This is a genomic window from Kitasatospora sp. NPDC002227, from assembly GCF_040296285.1.
In the GTDB taxonomy this organism is placed as follows: Bacteria; Actinomycetota; Actinomycetes; order Streptomycetales; family Streptomycetaceae; genus Kitasatospora.
The window spans coordinates 69,355-90,025 of sequence record NZ_JBEOWY010000024.1 but is presented as its reverse complement, the minus strand read 5'-3'; the positions used below and the strand labels follow the sequence as shown (position 1 = coordinate 90,025).

The 20,671-nt window shown below is 73.0% G+C and carries 14 protein-coding genes and 1 tRNA gene; 8 read left to right on the top strand and 7 right to left on the bottom strand.

The window, feature by feature from the left end; translation table 11 throughout:
* Positions 1-7: 7 nt before the first annotated feature.
* The 3 genes from ABT095_RS21900 to ABT095_RS21890 all read right to left on the bottom strand — a co-directional run bounded on the left by ABT095_RS21900 (position 8) and on the right by ABT095_RS21890 (position 2,932).
* Positions 8-1,039, bottom strand: a complete 1,032-nt coding sequence (locus ABT095_RS21900; RefSeq protein WP_350531131.1) for an HTTM domain-containing protein — start codon at positions 1,037-1,039, stop codon at positions 8-10.
* Positions 1,036-1,689 (bottom strand): DUF5819 family protein, encoded by a 654-nt coding sequence (locus ABT095_RS21895; RefSeq protein ID WP_350531130.1) that lies wholly within the window; start codon positions 1,687-1,689, stop codon positions 1,036-1,038. The genes ABT095_RS21900 and ABT095_RS21895 overlap by 4 nt, the downstream gene beginning before the upstream one ends.
* Before the next feature lie 70 nt (positions 1,690-1,759).
* Complete coding sequence (locus ABT095_RS21890; RefSeq protein WP_350531129.1) at positions 1,760-2,932, bottom strand: rhodanese-like domain-containing protein; 1,173 nt, start codon at positions 2,930-2,932, stop codon at positions 1,760-1,762.
* A 260-nt stretch (positions 2,933-3,192) separates the two neighbouring features.
* On the opposite strand from ABT095_RS21890, the gene ABT095_RS21885 reads away from it, so the two are divergent.
* Entirely contained in the window at positions 3,193-5,904 is a 2,712-nt protein-coding gene (locus ABT095_RS21885; RefSeq protein WP_350531128.1) for an ATP-binding SpoIIE family protein phosphatase, read from the top strand.
* A gap of 165 nt (positions 5,905-6,069) precedes the next feature.
* On the opposite strand, the gene ABT095_RS21880 is transcribed toward ABT095_RS21885, so the two are convergent.
* Both ABT095_RS21880 and ABT095_RS21875 read right to left on the bottom strand, forming a co-directional pair.
* Complete coding sequence (locus tag ABT095_RS21880) at positions 6,070-6,843, bottom strand: hypothetical protein (RefSeq protein WP_350531127.1); 774 nt, start codon at positions 6,841-6,843, stop codon at positions 6,070-6,072.
* Positions 6,844-7,068: 225 nt separating this feature from the next.
* On the bottom strand, positions 7,069-8,850 hold the full coding sequence (locus tag ABT095_RS21875) for a phosphatidylglycerol lysyltransferase domain-containing protein (protein ID WP_350531126.1): 1,782 nt from the start codon (positions 8,848-8,850) through the stop codon (positions 7,069-7,071).
* A 210-nt stretch (positions 8,851-9,060) separates the two neighbouring features.
* Here ABT095_RS21875 and ABT095_RS21870 point away from each other — a divergent pair, with 210 nt between their 5' ends.
* The gene (locus tag ABT095_RS21870) at positions 9,061-9,732 is read left to right on the top strand and encodes a response regulator (protein ID WP_350531125.1); all 672 of its coding nucleotides are present in this window, start codon (positions 9,061-9,063) and stop codon (positions 9,730-9,732) included.
* A complete protein-coding gene (locus ABT095_RS21865; RefSeq protein WP_350531124.1) occupies positions 9,729-10,925 on the top strand; it encodes a sensor histidine kinase in 1,197 nt (398 codons plus the stop codon). The genes ABT095_RS21870 and ABT095_RS21865 overlap by 4 nt, the downstream gene beginning before the upstream one ends.
* Positions 10,926-10,978: 53 nt before the next feature.
* Here ABT095_RS21865 and ABT095_RS21860 read toward each other — a convergent pair whose 3' ends face one another.
* Positions 10,979-13,975, bottom strand: a complete 2,997-nt coding sequence (locus ABT095_RS21860) for a S53 family peptidase (protein ID WP_350531123.1) — start codon at positions 13,973-13,975, stop codon at positions 10,979-10,981.
* 251 nt (positions 13,976-14,226) lie between these two features.
* A tRNA-Leu gene (locus ABT095_RS21855) sits at positions 14,227-14,310 on the bottom strand.
* A 369-nt stretch (positions 14,311-14,679) separates the two neighbouring features.
* Here ABT095_RS21855 and ABT095_RS21850 point away from each other — a divergent pair.
* From ABT095_RS21850 to ABT095_RS21830, 5 genes are read left to right on the top strand one after another with little or no spacing between them, the layout of a single operon-like run.
* Positions 14,680-15,561, top strand: coding sequence for an FHA domain-containing protein (locus ABT095_RS21850; protein WP_350531122.1), 882 nt, complete (start codon positions 14,680-14,682; stop codon positions 15,559-15,561).
* Positions 15,562-15,573: 12 nt separating this feature from the next.
* The gene (locus ABT095_RS21845) at positions 15,574-16,098 is read left to right on the top strand and encodes an FHA domain-containing protein FhaB/FipA (RefSeq protein ID WP_350531121.1); all 525 of its coding nucleotides are present in this window, start codon (positions 15,574-15,576) and stop codon (positions 16,096-16,098) included.
* A gap of 60 nt (positions 16,099-16,158) precedes the next feature.
* A complete protein-coding gene (locus tag ABT095_RS21840) occupies positions 16,159-17,718 on the top strand; it encodes a PP2C family protein-serine/threonine phosphatase (protein WP_350531120.1) in 1,560 nt (519 codons plus the stop codon).
* A 57-nt stretch (positions 17,719-17,775) separates the two neighbouring features.
* Positions 17,776-19,170 carry an FtsW/RodA/SpoVE family cell cycle protein gene (locus ABT095_RS21835; RefSeq protein ID WP_350531162.1) on the top strand — a complete coding sequence of 465 codons (1,395 nt, stop codon included), beginning with the start codon at positions 17,776-17,778 and terminating at the stop codon, positions 19,168-19,170.
* Entirely contained in the window at positions 19,167-20,624 is a 1,458-nt protein-coding gene (locus ABT095_RS21830; RefSeq protein ID WP_350531119.1) for a peptidoglycan D,D-transpeptidase FtsI family protein, read from the top strand. Before ABT095_RS21835 ends, ABT095_RS21830 begins: the two co-directional genes overlap by 4 nt.
* The last annotated feature ends 47 nt before the right edge of the window (positions 20,625-20,671 follow it).

Sequence of the window (20,671 nt, the reverse complement as noted above, 5' to 3'; positions counted from 1 at the left end):
GGCCAGTCTAGGGGAGCCTGCTCCGAACCCGGCGGTCGACCGTCAGCAGCCAGGCGGTCGGCAGGAAGACGGCGTCGGCCGCCAGCATCGCCAGCGAGAAGAACGGCAGCCCGAGCAGCACCGCGATCCCCAGGTGCTCGGCCATCACCACCACCAGCAGCACGTTCTTCAACCGCCGGTCGGCCAGCGTGAACGGGAAGGCGACCTGCAGCAGCACGGTGCCGTAGGAGAGCAGGAAGACCACCAGCAGCGAGCCGCCGAGCAGCCCGCTGAGCTCTGGCCAGGGGGTGAACCAGCCCAGGTGCAGCGGGTAGTAGAGGGCGGTGCCGTCCTGCCAGCGGGCGCCCTGCACCTTGTACCAACCCGCCGTCGCGTAGACCAGCACCACCTGAGCGGCGATCAGCAGCAGCCCGCAGTTGTGCAGCATGGTGGCCAGCGCGTCCAGCACCGCCCGGGGCTCCCCCTCGGGCCACCACCGTTCGACGGCCCACCAGATCCCGGCCACCGCCCAGAGCAGCCACAGCCACCACGCCCCCGGCGCCACGAAGGCGAGCGCCGTCCCGAGCAGCACCCACAGCCAGACCTCCCCACCACCGCCCTTGACCGAGCGCCGGGCGTCCAGCGACCAGACCAGTGAGCAACGCACCGTCAGCAGGTACAGCGCCATCAGGTGGACCAGGTTGTCCCCGCCGTCGCCGACCAGCACGTCCCGGTTCTGCAGCGAGAGCACGGTGACGGCGAACAGCGCGGCGCTCGCCCGGGTGCGCCAGCCGAGCACCAGCAGCAGGGCGGCCAGGATCGCCAGGTGGTAGACCAGCTCGTCCCACAGCCGGCCGTGCTGCCAGGCCACCACGGTGAAGGCGTGGGTCTGGGCCAGCAGCCGCCCGGCCAGCTCGTCCGACCAGGGCGCGCGGTCGCCGTACAGCACCCGCCGGTTCGGCCACTCGCGCAGCAGGTACGCCAGCCAGGCCAGCCCGGTGCCGATCCGCACCGCGGCAGCCTGGTACCGGCCCAGCGGGCGGCCGTAGAACCAGGTCACCCGAGCCCCCGCAGGTCGTCCTCGCCCACCGGCCACCAGGGCAGTACGCGGTCCGGCACCGCCTCCGGGGTCTGCTGGGAGCTCCAGCCGGGCGGGCCGATCGGCAGGGTCCGCAGCCGGAACTGCACCTGCAGCACCCGGTCCGGCGCCACCGCGGCGGCGCCGGACCGCTCCAGACCCGCTCTCTTCAAGTACTGCTCGGCGATCCGGCCGCGTTCGTCCGAGGCCCGGCCGTCCCCGTCCGGGTGGGTGCTCGCGTAGAACTCCCAGGCCCGGCGCAGCAGGTTCTGGTTCACGTGGCTGGGGGCCGGGTCGTGGCGGACGGCCGCGTAGTCCCGGGCGGTCAGGTCCACCCAGTCGAGGGTGCGTATGTGCTGGTCGGCCGAGATGGTCTGCAGCCGGGCGTCCAGGTGGAGCTCCTGCTGGAGCGGGTCGGGCGCGAAGAGCCGCCAGTTCTGCTCGAACTCGGGGTAGACCACGGCGTCGACCTGCCGCCGGTAGCGCTCGGAGAGCACGTTGGCGGGGGCGACGTGCAGGAAGAGCGCGGCCAGGAAGCCGAGCGTGCCGAGCACCAGGGCGGCTCCGGAAAGTGCGAGCACCGCCTTCGCGGGCCGGGACCAGACCCGTCCGCTCTCGTCCTGCGGGGCCACGGCGGCCTCCTTCAGAGCTGCCCGGTGTGCCCGGTCATCCTGCCGCACCGGGCACACCGGCAACAGAGGCTCAGAGGACGAAGGCGTCCCGGCCGTCGGAGCTCACCATCGGCCGGCCGGCCGCCTCCCAGGCGAACATCCCGCCGTCCACGTTCAGCGCTTCGCGGCCCTGGGCCACCAGGTACTGCACGACCTGCGCCGAACGGCCGCCGACCCGGCACATGACGTAGAGCTTGGCCTCGGGCAGCTCGCCGATCCGCTCGACCACCTCGCCGATCGGGATGTGCAGGGCGCCCTCGACGTGGCCGGCGTCCCACTCGTCCTGCTCGCGGACGTCGAGGAGCTGGGCGTCGGCGGGCACCGAGGCGGCGTCGGTGCTGGGCAGCTGAGTGAACATCGTGGTGGTCTCCCGAGATCCGTGGTGGTGGGCCCCATTGTCGTACGCGGGGGGGCTCTGCCCGTCCAGCTCGGCCAGCAACCGGGCCAGCTCGGCCTGCCGCCCGGCGGCCTGGCCGAGGAGTTGCTCGGCCAGCTCCTCCAGGAGCCGCTCGGGCTCGGCCGGCGCCAGCCGCAGCAGCTCGCCCATCGGCGTGCGCTCCAGGCGCACCTGCTCGGTGGCCAGCGCCCCGATCCGCCCGCGCAGCCACTCCAGCCGCTCGTGCAGCCAGGCCAGGCGGTCCGGCGCCTCGGGGGCGGGGGCGCTCTCGGGGGCGGTGCGCCACTCCTCGGCCAGCTCGGCGAGGCGGGCACTGTCGTTCTGGGCGTAGGCCTCGTTGACCCGGGCGATGAAGGCCGAGCGGCGCTCCTGCTCGGCGGGCTCGGTGCTCAGGTCCGGGTGCGCCCGGCGGGCCAGCTCGCGGTAGATCCGCTGGGCCTCCTTGTCCGGCTTCACCCTGCGCTGCGGCTCCTCGGGAGCCTGCTCGGCGGCGGCCACCGCCTCCCGCAGCGCGTCCAGGTCGGGCTGGTCGGCGACCCGCTGCCGGGCCTCCTCGGCCCGCCGCAGGTCCGCCGGATCGCCGCTGCGCAGGGCGACGGCCTCGGCGATCAGCGCGTCCAGCTCGTCGAGCCGGGCGTAGAGCGGGCCGAGCAGCTCGTGGTGGACCAGCGCGAAGTTGTCGATCTCGACCCGCAGCGTCTCCACGTCGACGTCCAGGGTCAGCCAGGCCAGCTCGGTCGCGGCGACCAGCTCCTCCAGCTGCTCCCGCTCGGGGTCGGCCCACAGGGCAGGGGTCTCGGCGTTCACCCGCGCCAGCCTACCGGGGCGCCCCGCCACCCGTTCGGGCTACCGCCGGGCGGATAAACCCGGAGCTCACGGGGGCGCACGGAGAGTGACACACAACTCGTAACAGCGAATCTCCTCGATTGGCTACCAGTCACGCCCCTCTCCGTGCTTCGCTTGAAGGCGCACACGAGCCGGGCCGTCACTGGTGCGGGCGCGGGCGGGCGCGATCAGGGAGCAGACCTCAGGAAGGCGCAGCGGCCAGGCGGGAGCAGACCGGATCCATGGCGGACGAGCCCAACTCCACACCGAGCACGCCCAGCGGCGCCGCCCCGAGCCCGGCCCGGCTGCCTCCGGGCGCCCGGCCCGCCGGGGTGGTCGCGCTGCTGCGGGTGGCCGCCGTCCTGGTGGACGGGCAGGGCCGGATCGACCGGTGGAACCGCGCCGCCGAGGAGCTGTTCGGCCACCGCGCCGAGGTGGCCCGGGGCCGCGCCGCCACCGGCCTGCTGCCCGCCGTGGAGCCCCGCCCGGAGACGGCCGCCCCGCTGCCGCCCGGCCAGGGCCGCCGCTGCGACGCCTTCGACACCCTGGCCCAGCTAACCCGGCCCGAGCAGCAGCCCTGGGCCGGGGCGATGGCCGTGTTCGACCGCGAGGAGCGGCTGCGCGACATGCTCTGGTGGGCCTACCCGCTGGGCGGGCAGGGCCTGCTGGTGCTGGCGGCCGACGCCCGGCCGCTGCGCGCGGCCGGCCCGCGGATCGCGCTCGGCGAGCGGCTGCTCCCGTACGCGGCGGCGCAGGCCCCGCAGGGCGGGTTCCACCGCGTCGCGGCGGCCTTCACCCCGGCCGGGCCCGGCACCGTCGAGGCGCTGCTGCCGCGGACCTCGGCCGAGTGCCGCGCCGAACTGCTCCGGCAGCTGGCCGGCACCGGCGCCCCCGCCCTGTGGGTCGACTCCGCCACCCGCCTGCCGGTGCTGCCGTACGAGCCGGCCGGCTCCGGGGTGGCCCGGGTCGCGGCCGGGCTCGGGCGCAGATACCCGACGGCGCAGCAGCGCGCCGTCCAGCCCCGGGCCGCCCGGCGTCCGCCGGAGCCCGCCCGCCCCGCCGCCGGCCAGCCCGCGCCGGGCCAAGCCCCGCTGGGGCTGCTGCCCGGCTCCGGGGTGCCCGGCCAGCGCGAGGCGGGCCCCGCCCGCCGCCCGGCCGCACGCCCGGGCGGCCCCTCCACCGCCCCGACCTCGGGAGGCCCCACCATCGAACCTTCCGCCAACGGCCACGCCCCGGCGCTGGCCGCCGCGCTGCCCGCCCAGCCGTCCCCGGCCGTCGAGGTGCTGCACAGCAGCCCTGCGGCGGGGGAGCAGCTGGCCCTGCTGAGCGAGGTCGGCAGCAGCGTCGGCACCACCCTCGACCTCGACACCACCGCCCGGGAGCTGTGCGAAGTACTCGTCCCCCGGGTCGCCGACTTCGCCTGTGTCGACCTGCTGGACGACCTGATCTCCGACGCCGAGCTGCCGTCGGGCCGCCCGGACGACGCCACCTCGCTGCGCCGGGTGGCCCGCGCCTTCAACGCGGCCTCCGGCGAGTGGGCGCACGTGCAGGAGGAGGGCGCGCTGATGTTCATGCCGCGCTCCACCCCGCCGGGCCTGGCCCTGCAGGAGAACTCCCCCGTCCTGGTCGGCACGCTGACCCCGGACGTCGCGGTGGAGTACGCCATCTCGCTCGGCAGCCAGGACTTGGTACCGGTGGTGGCCGGCCGCTCGATGCTGGTGCTGCCGCTCTCCGCCCGGGGCACGGTGCTGGGCATCCTCAAGCTGCTCCGGCTCTCCGACCGCGCGCCCTTCGACCGCTCGGACGCCGCGACCCTGCGCGAGCTGGCCGCCCGGGCCGCCCTCTCGCTCGACAACGCCCGGCTGCACCGGGCCGAGTCCAAGGTCGCCACCACCCTGCAGCGCTCCATGATCCCGACCCGCCCGCCGCAGATCCCCGGCGTGCAGGTCGCCCACCGCTACATGCCGGGCGACCGCCGCGCGGAGGTCGGCGGCGACTGGTTCGACGCGATCCAGCTTCCCGGCAGCCGGGTCGCCCTGGTGGTCGGCGACGTGATGGGCCACGGCCTGCACTCGGCGGCCGCGATGGGCCGCTTCCGCACCGCGATGCAGACCCTGGCGGCCCTGGACCTGCCGCCGGGCCAGCTGCTGCGCCACCTGGACAACCTGGCCCACAAGCTCGGCGACGACCACCTGGCCACCTGCCTGTACGCGGTCTACGACCCGATCAACCGCACCTGCGAGCTGGCCAGCGCCGGCCACGTCCCGCCGGTGCTGGTGCACCCGGACGGCAGCGGCGAACTGCTCGAGATCCCGGCGGGGGCGCCGATCGGGGTCGGCGGAGTGGCGTTCGTGTCGAAGAAGATCGACGTGACGGACGGCTCGATGCTGGTGATGTGCACCGACGGGCTGGTCGAAGTCCGGGGCGGGGACATAGGAGCAGGGCTCGCGGCGCTGTGCGGCAACCTGATCGACCCGAAGCAGAGCCCCGAGGAGGCCTGCGACGTGGTCCTGGACCGGCTCCACTCGGAGGACCGGCAGGACGACATCGCCCTCCTGGTGGCCCGCTTCGACGGCGTGCCGCCGACCGAGGTGGCCACCTGGCAGCTGGCGGTCTCCAACCGCGAAGTCCGGCGGGCCCGGGCGCTGGTCCGCGAGCAGCTGGCCGCCTGGCAGCTCACCGCCCTGACCGACACCGTCGAGCTGCTGGTCTCCGAACTGGTCACCAACGCCGTCCGGGTCGCCCGCGACCACGTCCAGCTCCAGCTGATCCGGGTCGACAAACTCCTGGTCGAGGTCAGCGACGACAACCACAACCTGCCCTCGCTGGAGCCCGCCGACGCCGGCGACGAACACGGCCGCGGCCTCAACCTGGTCAGCAAACTGGCGGAGCGCTGGGGCACCGCACGCAAGGCGGTGGGCAAGGTCGTCTGGTTCGAGATGACCCTGCGCTAACCCTCCGGGGGCGCGGGGAACGGCGCGGCCAACCACGCGCCTCGCCGTACCGGCCGCCATGGCTCAGTAGCACTGTCAAGGGGCGCGAGGAACTGCGCGAAGTCGGAAGGCGACAGGCCGTCGTCTCCCGCTCTCGCGCGGTTCCTCGCGCCCCTGACGGTTGCTCTAGCGTGCGACTGCGGTCCGCCGTCGGGCCTCCGTCGCCACGGACGTCGCCGCGCCGACGCCGGCCAGCACGCGCGGCCAGAAGTCCCCGAAGACCTCCACCGAGACGGCGATCAGCACCGCGAAGACCAGCGCCACGATGTGCTCGAGCCCCGCCAGGTTCGGCTTCAGCACCGCCTCGATGCCCATCGAGAGCAGCACCGCTCCGCCCGTCCACCACGCCCGCACCCGGAACGCGATCACCACGGCGAGCGCCACCACCGCGGCCGACGGCCCGGTGTCGCGGACGTACGCCACCCACTTGGGGAAGCCGAAGATGTGGTCCGGCCCGAGCGCCACGCCGATCCGGGCGAACAGCGTGCCGGCCAGGGTGCAGGCGTAGCCGACGAGCAGCGTCAGCCGCCGCCCCAGCACGATCTCCGCGACGCCGAACACCAGCAGGACCTGGGCCAGCGCACCCCACACCGGCAGGTCGAGCGCCGGCACGTACAGCGAGAGGGGGGTGCGCAGCAGCTCGACGCCGAGCGGTTCGCCGGCCTTCACCACACCCAGGTGGGTGACGAAACGCTCCCCCCCTGGCAGGTGCTGCACGATGCTGAACACCAGGATCAGGATCGTCGCCGCGGTGGCCAGCGGAATCGCGGCGAACTTCTTGCGGACCAGCTCGTCCCGGACGGCTCCGTAGAGAGCCCCCCACTCGGCGACGGCGGCCGCTCTGGCGTACGCCAGCGGGCCCTTTCGTCGCACGCCCCCCGCGTGGGTTGTCTGCTGCACGACTGCTCCCCGTCTCCCTTTCGCGGTCCGACACGTTTCGTACCCGGAACCATCCACCCCGGATGGTTCCGCGGGTCACTACATCCACACTAAGGACTCGCTATACGGAATGCCTCAGCTTAAAAGTCGAATCCCGGCTCATCCTGGAGTCTGACAACCCCCTGGGAACAACCCCCCGGATGCCGGAGCCCGCGCGCGGCACCCCTCCGCCCCCCGGCGGAGGGACTACCCCTTCCCACTGCGCTCCGCCACCGGCATACCGCCCTCGGCCGGGCCGGCCGAGCGGACATGCCGACGACGGAACAGAGCGGGGAGACTCGGTGCGGTGATGAAGCCCTCCGCACGGGCGCTGGCGATACCGATCCGCGGGATCTCGCTGCTCTTCTGGAACAGCAGGTAGCGCGGCTCCCAGATCGGCCGGTACTTCGCGTTCGCCCGGTAGAGGGACTCGATCTGCCACCAGCGGGAGAAGAAGCCGAGCACCGAGCGCCACAGCCGCAGCACCGGGCCGGCCCCGAGCTTCGAACCGCGCTCGAAGACGGAACGGAACATCGCGAAGTTCAGCGAGACCCGCTCCAGCTCGACCTGCTTCGAACCCTGAAGCAGTTCGATGACCATGAATTCCATCAGGCCGTTCTCGGTGTCCCGGGCCCGGCGCATCAGGTCCAGCGACAATCCCTTGTCGCCCCAGGGCACGAAACTCAGCAGAGCCTGCAGCTCACCGGCCGAGTCGTGGCATTCGAGCATCACGCAGCGGCCGTCGCCCGGATCACCCAGGCGGCCCAGCGCCATCGAGAAGCCGCGCTCGGTGGCGCCGTCCCGCCAGTGGTCGGCCTTCTCCACCAGCTCGGCCATCTCGGCCTCGGGGATGTCCTCGTGCCGGCGGACCCGGACGGTGTACCCGGCCCGCTTCACCCGGTTGTACGCCTGCCGGACCACCCGCATCGCGCGGCCGTCCAGCGAGAACTCGTCCAGCTCGACGATCGCCTCGTCACCCAGCTCCAGCGCGTCCAGGCCGTGCCGGGCGTAGATCACCCCGGCCTCCTCGGAGGCGCCCATCACGGCCGGCACCCAGGCGTGCTCGCGCGCCTCGGCCAGCCAGCCCTCGATCGCGCCGGGCCACGCCTCCGGGTCACCGATCGGGTCGCCCGAGGCGAGTGAGACACCGCCGACCACCCGGTAGGAGACCGCCGCCTTGCCGCTGGGCGAGAAGATGACCGCCTTGTCCCGGCGGAGCGCGAAGTAGCCCAGCGAGTCCCGCTCGCCCTGCCTGTCCAGCAGCTCGCGCAGCCGGACTTCGTCCTCCGGGCAGAGCAGCTCCTGCCCGCGCGGGCTGCGGAAGGCCACCCAGATCACCAGCAGGAAGAGCACCGCGCCCATCGCGTTGATGAAGGCGTTCACCCAGGTCGGCACCGAGATGACGTCCATCGCGTGGTCCGAGGGCTGCAGGGTGACCATCCGGAAGAACGCGTAGGTGAACCTGTCCCAGAAGCCCGCGCCCGAGATGGTGTTGGTCAGCTGCACCAGGAAGCCGCCGACCACCCCGCCGAAGGCCAGGCCGCCGATCACGGCCGCCACCCCGGTCTTGGGGTTGGACGGGTCTCCCTTGGAGATGAACTCCCGGCGCCCGACCAGGCAGGCCAGGAAGAACAGCACGGTGAGCGCCGTCGAGAAGTAGTTGAAGGGGTGCTGGCGGAACTCGGGCAGCGTCATCGCCGCGACGTACAGCACCGCGAAGAAGCCCGACAGCGCCGTGTTGAAGATCCACGCCGCCCGCTTGCGACGGCGCATCGCGACCGCCAGGGCCAGCGAGAGCACCACGGAGGTCAGGCCCGCCGTCAGCAGGTACGGAGTGAAGAACTCGCCCTCGTTGTGGTGCTGCACCTGGTGCCGGAACGGCACCGCCAGCACGGCCACGAGGTTCAGCAGAGCCAGCAGTCGCAGGTACCAGACGGTGAGCGCCGCTGCGCGCAGCCGCCAGCGGGCGAGCTTCTCGGTGGAGGACACAGCTCAATTCCAAACGATCAGATGTGGGGGCGCATCCGCACCACCCGCCGACTCAATGGTTGCTCACCCCGGATGAGAATCGCGTGAACCGGTCAGCGGATTCCGCCCCCGCCGATCGGCGGGGGCGGCCCACCCGCCGGGCACAGGTCTTAGGCTCAGGTCACGCCCCAGCAGCGTCAGACAGCCGGCCGTACCACCGAGGAGAGCCCCATGACCCCGATCCGCGTCCTCATCGTGGACGACGAGGTCCTGGTCCGGTCCGGACTCGGCCTCATCGTCGGTTCCGCCCCCGACCTCGAGGTGGTGGGGGACTGCTCCGGCGGCCAGGCCGAGCTGCTCGCCGCCCAGCTGCGCCCGCACGTGGTGCTGCTGGACATCCGGATGCCCGACCTGGACGGCATCTCGGCGCTGCGCAGACTGCGCGCCCTGCCGCACCCGCCCGCCGTGGCGATGCTCACCACCTTCGACACGGACGAGTACATCGGCACCGCACTGCGCTCCGGCGCGTCCGGGTTCCTGCTCAAGGACACCGCCCCCGAGCAGCTGGTGCACGCCGTGCGGGTGCTCGCCGCCGGGGGCAGCGTGCTCTCCCCGACGGTGACCCGCACGGTGATCGGCGGCTACGTCGAGGGCGGCGGCCCGGACGCCGAGGCCGCCGCGCTCACCCGCACCCTGACCGGCCGCGAGCTGGACGTGCTGGCGCTGCTCGGCGAGGGGCTCTCCAACGCCGAGATCGCCGACCGCCTGTTCCTGGGCACCGGCACCGTCAAGGACCACATCAGCGCCATCCTGGGCAAGCTCGGCGCCGCGAACCGGGTGCAGGCCGCCGTGGTCGCCAACCGGGCCGGTCTCGTCCGCACCACTGAGCAGCCCGAGGCATGACCTCCACCGGGCTCGCGCCCGAGACCGCGGCACCGGCCGGCCTGGCCGGGGCCACCGCGCTGACCGCCCGGCCCGGGCGCCCGGCTCGGCCGGCCTGGACCAGCGCCCCCTGGTTCCTGCTCACCGTGCCGGTGCTGCTCGCCGCGGTGGACGCCGCACTGGTCGCCAAGGGCGCCGCCGGCTGGGAGATCGCGCTGTCCGGGCTCGCCACCGCCGCCCTGCCGCTGCGGCGGCGGTGGCCCGTACCGGTGCTGCTGCTCGTGCTGCCGGGCACCTTCTTCACCTACATCTGGATCGCCCCGGTGGTCGCCGTCTACTCGGTGGCCGCCCAGCTGGGCCGCCCCCGGGTCACGGCGGTGTGCGCCACCGCCTTCGCCCTGGTCGAGTTCTTCCACTGGCCGCTCTCGGACCACCCGCTCGCGTTCGACCGGGACAACGCGCTGTACGCCATCCAGAGCGTGATGCTGGCCGCCGGGCCGGCCGCCCTCGGCCTGCTCTCCCGCACCCGGCACGAGCTGGCCGTCCGGCTGGACGAGCTGACCCGGGGGCAGCAGCGGGAGAACCGGCTGCTCACCGAGCGGGTGCTGGTCACCGAACGGGCCCGGCTGGCCCGGGAGATGCACGACGTGGTCTCGCACCAGGTCAGCCTGATCAGCGTCCAGGCGGGCGCGCTCCAGGTGAGCACCCCCGACCCGGCGGCCAAGGACGCCGCCCGGACCATCCGGGAGCTGTCGGTGCGCACCCTGGAGGAGCTGCGCCAGATGGTCGGCGTGCTGCGCGCGTCCGGGGTGCGGCCCGGGGTGCCGCTCGCCCCGCAGCCCCGGCTGGCCGATCTGCCCGGCCTGGTCGAGGGCAGCGGGCTGACGGTGGCCACGGCGCTGGACCCGGGCTGCAAGCCCTGGCCCGAGGCGGTCGAGCGGGCCGCCTACCGGACCGTCCAGGAGGCGCTCACCAACGTCTCCAAGCACGCCCCGGGGGCCCGGGTGGAGGTCAGGGTCAGCGCCCCTGGCCCGTGCCTGCTGGTCGAGGTCGAGAACGGCCCGCCGACCCGCCACCCCCGCCACCCGCTCCCCGGCGGCGGCCACGGCCTGGTCGGCCTGCGCGAGCGGGCCACCCTGCTGGGCGGCACCCTGACCGCCGCACCCACCCCGGACGGCGGCTTCCTGGTCCGCGCCGAACTCCCGGCGGCCTGACAGCACGAAGGCGCCCTCCCCCGTGACGGGGAAGGGCGCCCGGGTGGCAGCGGTCAGTTGCTGTAGTAGCCGAACAGGTCGACGACCACGTCCGTGGTGTTGCAGACGGCCGCCATGTCCACCTGGCCGTCGTGCACCGGCACGGTCACCTGGTTGGCGACGGTCCGGCCCGCCGTCCAGTTCAGGTTGGACGCCACCGGACGGTCGCCGCCGTGGGCCCAGGCGGTCAGGTAACCCGCGCTGGTGGTGTTGGTGACCGTGACGTTCAGCACCGCGGAGGTCGCCTCGGCCGGCACCCGCAGGTTCGGGGCCGTCAGACCCACCGTCAGCAGCTGGTTGTTGGTCAGCGCGCCGTGGCCCTGCCGGGTGTCGATCTGCCGGGTCGGGTTCACCGCGTGGAACTTGCCGCCGGTGGCCGTCGGGGAGAAGTAGCCCGCGATGTCCACCACGACGTCCATCGAGCCCCAGGAGCCGTTGTACAGCTCGATCCTGCCGTCCGAACCGATCGGCACGATCACCGCGTTCGGCACCACCTGGCCGGTCGTCCAGTTCAGGTTGGAGGCCAGCGGGCGGTCCACGCCCGACGGGTACACCGTCAGGTAGCCGCCCGAGGCCGTGTCCACCGCCGTCACGTTCAGCACCGCGGCGGTCGCCCCGGTCGGCGGCACCCCTCCGGCGCCCGCGATCTGCAGCGACACACCGGTCTTGGTGGCCACCGTGCCGTGCCCGGTGTGGTCACGGGTGTCCAGCAGCCGCTTCGGCGCCAGCGGCGCGAGCTGCGAACCGCCGCCGGCGGTGGTGTAGTAGCCCGCCACGTCGGCGACGAAGTCCGAGCCGCCCCAGGAGCCGTTGAACAGCGACACGGTGCCGTCGGCGCTGACCGGCACGGTGACCAGGTTCGGCACCACGGCGCCCTGGGTCCAGTTCAGGTTGGACGACAGCGGACGCTGGGTGCCCGCCGGGTAGGCGGTCAGGTAACCCGCCGACGCGGTGTCGACCACGGTGGTGTTGAGCACCACGGCGGAGACGCCGCTGGTCGGCACCCCGCCCTGGCCGCCGACCTTCAGGTTGACCGAGGCCATCGCGCCGACCTGGCCCCTGCCGGTGCCGTTACGGGTGTCCAGGATGCGCTTGGGCGGCACCGGCACGTAGGTGGCGGCCGGCGGGCAGAGGGCGTCCACGACCTGGGCGCCCTTGGGGGTGCCCAGACCGGTCGCCATGTCGTAGCCCGGGCCGGCGGCGAACTTGCCGCCCTGGTAGCCGATGTCGTTGTTGCCGGAGGTGATGTCGGTCAGCGGGCTCCGGCCGGCGCGAGCGGCCTGGTAGAGCGGCTGGTTCAGGTTCCCGACCCGGCCGGAGCACTTGCCCGAGGCGTTGACGTGCGCCGTCAGCGCGGCCCACAGCGGAGCGGCGCCGGAGGTGCCGCCCATCGGCTGCCAGTCGCCCAGCGCCGGGCCGGTGGTGATCAGGTAGCCGGTGCCCGGGTCGGCGACCGCCGAGACGTCCGGCACCTGACGGCAGGTGTTGCTCTGCGCCGCGGTGGCGTCCTGGCAGAACCGGTTGTCGAAGCCCGGGGCGGTGAAGCCGGCCTGGAAGTTGCTGGAGTTGCGCAGCGACCACAGCGAGATGGCACCGCCCGAGGCGTTGCCGCCGTGGTTCCAGACGGTCTCGCTCGGCGAGCCGACGCCGCCCGCGATGGTGGTGCCGCCGACTCCGGTCACCCAGGGCTGGGCGGCCGGGTCGTCCGCGCTGGCGTGGAGACGGTCCGCGTCGCTGACGTTCGTCGCCCGCTTGCAGTCGCTGGAGCCGTCGTCGCCCGAGGCCGCGAGGACGGTCTGCCCCTGCGCGGCGGCCTGCAGGAAGAGCTGGTTCTCGGCGTCCACGACCGCCTGGGCGCCCAGGTAGTCGCAGGAGCCCCAGCTGGAGGAGACGACGTCGGCCTTGTTGTCCGTGACGATCCGGCGGTAGACGTCGAGCCCCTGGTCGCTGGTGGCGCCGTCCGGGCCCTGGTAGAACATCACGTTCGCCTTGGGGGCCAGGCCGATGACCGTGTCCAGGTCGAGGGCGGCCTCGAAGCCGACGCTCTTCGTGTCGGCCGGGGCCGGGGTGCCCGCGTTGACCAGCACCGTCTGGACGGCGGTGTTGGTGCCGTAGCAGCTCTGGTAGGAGGCGAGCGCGTCCGCGGAGTAGGACTCCAGCGAGAAGATCGCGACGGTCGACCCCGCGCCGCCGTCACTCAGGCCGGACATGCCGTAGACCCGCGCCAGCGAGTCGGGGCTGAAGTACTGCTGCCCGTCGGTGACGCCGTAGGCGGTGGAGAGGTGGTCCCGGACGCTCGCGCAGAGCTGCGGGTAGTTGGAGGCGACCCGCGGGCTGTAGCCGCCCTGGGCCGGCGCCGCGGCGGCCGGGCCGGCGGTGGCGGCCTTGAGCGGGGCCGTGACGTGGTGGGGGCGCAGCTTCGCCACCGAGTTCAGGCCGGCCACGGCCGTGACCGCGCCGACGATGTCGCCGCGCAGGGCCGGGGCGGTGGTGTTCTGGAAGCCGGTGGTGCCGTCGGCCAGCCGGTACCCGGCCATGCCGATGTCGAAGGCCTTCTTGGCACCCGCGACGGTGGTGTGCACCGGGATGGTCAGCCGGTCGGCCTGCAGGGCGCCGGGCTTCAGGCCCGCGTCCTCGAGCGCCCGGGTCACCTTGGCGACGGTGGCCGCGTCCGCGCCGAAGCGCTGCGCGAACTCACCCGTGGCCAGGTAGTGGTGGTACTGCGCCGAGGCCGGGTCGGTGACGGCGGCGGCCAGCGCCTTGGCCCCCTCCGCGTCGTGCAGCGCGAGGGTGACGGACAGGTCGAGCGGGGTGTCGCCGGCCGGGTCCGCGATCTTGGTCGCGTCGGCGGGCACCTTCGGCACCGAGTTGCTCAGCCGCTGCACGGCGGTGGCGTCGGCGGAGGCGGCCAGGGCGGTCGGCAGACCGGCGGCGGCCACCAGAGCGGTGACGGCGGCGAGGGTGGTCGCGCGGGCGACCGGCCTCGGTATGCGGGGCGAAGGCTCGGGCATCCGCATTCTCCTCGGGACGGCGTGACAAGCGATGGTGGAATCAACCGCCGGGGGGAGAGAGGCGAATCGGTACCGGAAGCACCGAACCTGGCATCTCTCTCCGGACCCGCCAGCGGGATTTCCTGGTCAGCTTTTTATCAGCCTGGGAAGACAGCCCCATCGGGAGGGCGGCTCCTGCGCCGAGGCAGCCCCGGGAGCCGGCGGAACGACAAAAAAGCCCCGCAGATCCTAAGATCTGCGGGGCTTCGCTGTGCGCGAGGGGGGAGTTGAACCCCCACGCCCTTTCGGGCACTGGAACCTGAATCCAGCGCGTCTGCCTATTCCGCCACCCGCGCAAGGGTGTTTGTCGTTGTGAACCCTACCTGACTTCCGCCCCGCTCCGAACCACTCGGGCTCTTCGCTGGTCTTCCGTCCGGCTGCCTTGCGGCCGCCCCTTCCGACGTGGAAAACATTAGCACGGCCTGCGGGTGATCCCGAAATCCGTTCCGGCGGCCCCGCAACCGGAGGCGGGCAAACGGCCCAGGGAGGGGTGAGCGGGCCCGTCCCTGGGTACCCCCGGTGGAGCCCTGTGCCACGCCTCACCCCCGGGCCCCGCCCGCGCGGGGAACCGTACGGATGGCCCGGGCGTGGATACGATCAGTACGGAAGTACCGCCAGCAGGGCCCGCCGAGGGCCCGTCCGAAGCCCCAGGAAGGGGGTGCCCCATGGGAGTCCTGAAGAAGTTCGAGCAGCGACTTGAGGGTCTCGTCAACGGCACCTTCGCCAAGGTCTTCAAGTCCGAGGTCCAGCCCGTGGAGATCGCGGGCGCGCTGCAGCGCGAGTGCGACAACAACGCCACCATCTGGAACCGCGACCGCACCGTGGTGCCCAACGACTTCATCGTCGAGCTGAGCGCGCACGACCACGAGCGGCTGAGCCCCTACTCCGGCCAGCTCGGCAACGAGCTCGCCGGGATGGTCCGCGAGTACGCGGAGGCCCAGCGCTACAGCTTCATGGGGCCGCTGCAGGTGACCCTGGAGCGGGCCGACGACCTCGACACCGGTCTGTACCGGGTGCGCAGCCGCACGCTGGCCGCCGAGGAGCCCCCGGCCCCGCCGCAGCAGCCGCAGCAGCCGCACCAGCAGCCCACCGGCTACGGCCGCCAGCCGACCCCGCCGGCCCCCGGCGCCCCCTGGCAGCAGCAGAGCGCGCCCGGCTACTCCGCGCCGCCGCCGCCCGCCGCACCCCCGAGCATGCCCCCGACGGCCCCGCCGGTGGCCGGCGGCAACGTCCGGCCCTTCCCCGGGGCGGGCCACACCGGGGCCGCCACCCGGCGCTGGGTCGAGGTGAACGGCGCCCGGCACCAGATCACCGGGAACGCCTGCGTGCTCGGCCGCTCCACCGAGGCTGACGTGCGGATCGACGACCCGGGCGTCTCCCGCAAGCACGCCGAGATCCGCCCCGGCACCCCCGCGATGGTGCTCGACCTCGGCTCGACCAACGGCATCGTGGTGGACGGACAGCACACCCAGCGCGCTACGCTCCGCGACGGCTCCAGGATCGTCCTGGGGAGCACCACCATCGTCTACCGACAGGTCGAAGGGTAGAGCGGTCCCCCCATGTCAGAACTGACCCTGACGGTCATGCGGCTCGGCTTCCTGGCCGTGCTGTGGCTCTTCGTGATCGTCGCCGTGCAGGTGATCCGCAGCGACCTGTTCGGCACCAAGGTGAACCCGCGCTCAGCCCGGCGGGCGGCCGCGCCCGCCGCCGGCCCCGGCCGCCAGGCCGGGCCGCCGCCGCCCCAGCAGCCCACCGCTGCGACCCAGGCCCAGCCCCGGCAGCGCCGGGGCGCGCCCACCCAGCTCGTGGTGGTGCAGGGCTCGCTGGCCGGCACCACGGTGGCGCTCCAGGGCCAGACCATCACGCTCGGCCGGGCGCACGACTCCACCATCGTGCTGGACGACGACTACGCCTCCTCCCGGCATGCCAGGATCTACCCGGACCAGGCTGGGCAGTGGACGGTCGAGGATCTAGGCTCCACCAACGGCACCTATCTGGACCGGCAGCGCCTCACCGCGCCCACCCCGCTCCAGCCGGGGATGCCGATCCGTATCGGCAGGACCGTCATCGAACTGCGGAAGTAGCCAGCGCATGAGGGACAGCACACCGACCAAGTGCGGCAATCAGAGGGAGACCCGGTCCGTATGAGTCTCGTGCTGCGGTTCGCCGCCGGTTCCCACAAGGGCCTGATCCGGGAGGGGAACGAGGACTCCGGCTACGCCGGGCCGCGGCTGCTGGCCGTGGCCGACGGCATGGGCGGGGCGGCGGCCGGTGAGGTCGCCTCCTCCGAAGCGCTCGGTTCGATCGTCCGGCTGGACGAGGCCGCGCCCGGCGCGGACCTGCTGACCCTGCTGAACTCCGCGGTGCAGGACGCCAACGAGCGGCTGCGCCAGCTGGTCGAGGAGGACCCCCAGCTCGAGGGCATGGGCTGCACCCTGACCGCGCTGCTGTGGACCGGCGAGCGGATGGGCCTGGTGCACATCGGCGACTCCCGCGCCTACCTGCTACGCGACGGCCGCCTGGACCAGATCACCCAGGACCACACCTGGGTGCAGCGCCTGGTCGACGAGGGCCGGATCACGCCCGAGGAGGCCGAGACCCACCCCCAGCGCTCGCTGCTGATGCGCGCCCTGGACGGCCGCGGTCAGGTCGAGCCGGACCTGTCGATCCGCGAGGTCCGGGCCGGCGACCGGTACCTGATCTGCTCCGACGGCCTCTCCGGCCCGGTCTCCCACCAGACCCTGCAGGAGACCCTGGGGAGCTTCTACTCCCCCGAGCAGACCGTCCAGGAGCTGATCCAGCTCGCCCTGCGCGGCGGCGGCCCGGACAACATCACCTGCATCGTCGCGGACGTCATCGAGGTCGGCCACACCGATACCCTGAGCGGTCAGCTCGCCGGCGTACCGGTGGTGGTCGGCGCGGTGGCGGACACCCCGCCCGGGCACCACGACCACCTGATGGCCGACCACGCGGCCGGCCGCGCGGCGGGCCTGGGCCGCCCCCAGCAGGGCCCGCAGGCCCCCCAGGGCGCCTTCGGCCCGGCCAGCGGCTACGAGGGCGGCCAGCCCGGCTTCGGCCCCGCCGAGGCCTACGGCGAGCCCTACGGCTACGACCAGGGCTACCAGGAGGGCTACGGCGAGCCGTACCCGCCGGCCCCCGAGCCCGCGCGCGGCGCCCCCGCCGAGCCGTACGACGAGGACTACCTCCCCGCGCCGCGGCGCGGCCGCCGCTGGCTGAAGGTCTCGGTCGCGCTGACCGTCACGCTCGGCCTGCTCGGCGGCGCCGGCTACTTCGGCTGGCGCTGGACCCAGAGCCAGTACTACGTGGGCGCGGACGGCGACGTGGTCGCCGTGTACCGGGGCGTCAACCAGAGCCTGGCCGGGCTGAGCCTCTCCTCGGTGTACCAGAGCTACGGCGACGTCGAGCTCAAGTACCTGCCGAGCTACCAGCGCACCCAGGTCAGCAACACCATCCAGGCCAGCAGCCTGGACGACGCCAAGGCCCAGGTGCAGCAGCTCCAGGCCCAGGCCGCCGTCTGCAAGAAGGTCGGCGCGGCCGGCACCACCACCCCGGGCACCAGCCCCAGCCCGAGCGCGAGCCCCTCGGCCGGTGCCACCCCGGCACCGAGCGCCACCCCGCCGCAGAACCCGCAGCTCACCCCGGCCGAGCAGCAGCTGGCGAGCAACTGCCCGCCGGGCAAGTAGGACGGTCTCTTGAGCACCCTCGACCTGAACGGCAGCCCCTCCCCGGCCACCCGCCGTCTGCGCCGGCGGACGGCGGCGGACAGCGCGAGCACCACCCCCAACCGGCGCAACACCGAGCTGGCCCTGCTGGCCTTCGCCGTGGTGGTGCCGATGCTGGCGTACGCCAACGTCGGGCTCGCGATGGACAAGAAGCTGCCCGCCGGGATGCTGGAGTACGGCCTCGGCCTGGGGGCGCTCGCGGCGGTCGCGCACCTGGTGACGCGCCGGTTCGCGCCGTACGCCGACCCGCTGCTGCTGCCGCTGGCCACCCTGCTCAACGGGCTCGGCCTGGTGATGATCTGGCGGCTCGACAAGGCCGGGAAGCTGCTGGCCAGCAACTACCCCGCCGCCGCCAACCAGCTGATGTGGTCCGGCCTGGGGGTCGCGTTCTTCATCGTGGTGGTGGTCTTCCTGAAGGACCACCGGATCCTGCAGCGGTACACCTACATCTCGATGGCCGTGGCCCTGGTGCTGCTGGCCGCGCCCGCGTTCTTCCCCGCCCGGAAGGAGGACTACGGCGCCAAGATCTGGATCCACCTGGGCAGCATGTCCTTCCAGCCCGGCGAGTTCGCCAAGATCATCCTGACCGTCTTCTTCGCCGGCTACCTGATGGTCAAGCGGGACGCGCTGGCGCTGGCCAGCCGCCGCTTCATGGGCCTCTACCTGCCGCGCGGGCGCGACCTCGGGCCGATCATCGTGGTCTGGCTGCTGTCGATCCTGATCCTGGTCTTCGAGACCGACCTCGGCAGCTCCTTCCTGTTCTTCGGCCTCTTCGTGGTGATGCTCTACGTCGCCACCGAGCGCACCAGCTGGATCGTCTTCGGCCTGCTGCTCTCGATCGGCGGGGCCGCCGTGGTGGCCTCCTCCGAGGCGCACGTGAAGACCCGCATCGACGCCTGGCTCGACCCGATGGCCGCCTTCGCGCCCAAGCCGCCGCAGGGCTCCACCGAGCAGATCGGGCAGACCCTGATGGCCTTCGGCTCCGGCGGGGTCACCGGCTCGGGCCTCGGCCAGGGCCGCTCCTGGCTGATCCAGTTCGCCGCCAAGAGCGACTTCATCCTCGGCTCCTTCGGCGAGGAGCTCGGGCTGACCGGCATGATGGCGCTCTTCCTGCTCTACGGCCTGGTGGTCCAGCGCGGCCTGCGCACCGGCCTGGCCGCGCGCGACCCGTTCGGCAAGCTGCTGGCCGTCGGCCTCTCCTCGGCCTTCGCGCTGCAGGTCTTCGTGGTCGCGGGCGGGGTCACCGGCCTCATCCCGCTGACCGGCATGACCATGCCCTTCCTGGCCCAGGGCGGCTCCTCGGTGGTCGCCAACTGGGCCCTGATCGCCCTCCTGATGAAGATCAGCGACAGCGCCCGCCGCCCGGCCGCCGACCCCGTGCCGATAACGACCTCTGGGGACACTCCCTCGTGAACAAGCCAATCCGCCGGGTCTCGGTCTTCTGCCTGGTCCTGATCCTCGCCCTGATGGTCCGCACCAACTGGGTGCAGGGCGTGCAGGCCGACACCTGGGCGAGCAACAGCCACAACGACCGGAACAAGTACGACCGCTACGCCTACCCGCGCGGCAACATCATCGTGCAGGGCAACCCGGTCACGAAGTCCGACTTCGTCAACGGCCTGCGCTACAAGTACAAGCGCGCCTGGATCGACGGCCCGATGTACGCCCCGGTCACCGGCTGGTCCTCGCAGGCCTACGACTCCAGCCAGCTGGAGAAGCTCGAGGACGGCATCCTGGCCGGCACCGACTCCCGGCTGTTCCTGCGCAACACCCTGGACATGCTGACCGGCAAGCAGAAGCAGGGCGGCGACGTCGTCACCACGATCGACGCCAAGGCGCAGAAGGCCGCCTTCGAGGGCCTGGGCGACAAGAAGGGCGCGGCCGTCGCGATCGACCCGGCCACCGGGAAGATCCTGGCGCTGGTCTCCACCCCGTCCTACGACCCGTCCACCTTCGCCGGCGGCGCGGCGGACGACGCCAAGGCGTGGACCACGCTCAACGCCGACCCGAACAAGCCGATGCTCAACCGCGCGCTGCGCGAGACGTACCCGCCGGGCTCGACCTTCAAGCTGGTCACCGCCGCGGCCGCTTTCGAGAACGGCGTCTTCCAGGGCATCGAGGACAAGACCGACACCCCTGACCACTACATCCTGCCGGGCACCAACACCGAGCTGAAGAACGCCAGCGCGGACGAGCCCTGCGCCGGCGCCACCGTGCAGACCGGCATGGACTACTCCTGCAACACCGTCTTCGGCAAGATCGGCGCCGACCTGGGCAAGGACAAGCTGCGCGCCCAGGCCGAGAAGTTCGGCTTCAACAACCAGCAGCTGGACGTGCCGATCCGGGCCGCGGCCAGCTTCTTCCCGCCGAACTCCTCCCCCGACGGCACCGCGATGGACGCCATCGGCCAGCACGACACCAGGGCCACCCCGCTGCAGATGGCCATGGTGGCCGCCGCGATCGCCAACAACGGCAGCCTGATGCAGCCGTACCTGGTCGAGGAGGAGCGCTCGGCCAACCTCACCACCATCTCCAAGCACTCCCCGAAGCAGCTCAGCCAGGCCGTCAGCGCCGGCACCGCGCAGAAGCTGCAGCAGCTGATGGAGAGCGTGGTCAAGGAGGGCACCGGCCAGAAGGCCCAGATCGACGGCCTGACCGTCGGCGGCAAGACCGGCACCGCCCAGCACGGCCAGGACAACAGCGGGCTGCCGTTCGCCTGGTTCATGTCCTACGCCAAGGGTGCCGACAACAAGTCCGTGGCGGTGGCCGTGGTGGTCGAGGACGGCGCCGCCGAGCGCAACGAGATCAGCGGCGGCAGCCTGGCCGCGCCGATCGCCAAGTCCGTGATGGAGGCCGTCCTGAAGTAGGCGGGCCTTCGGTACCGGTCTGGTCTCAGCTGGCGGCCCGGCACGGC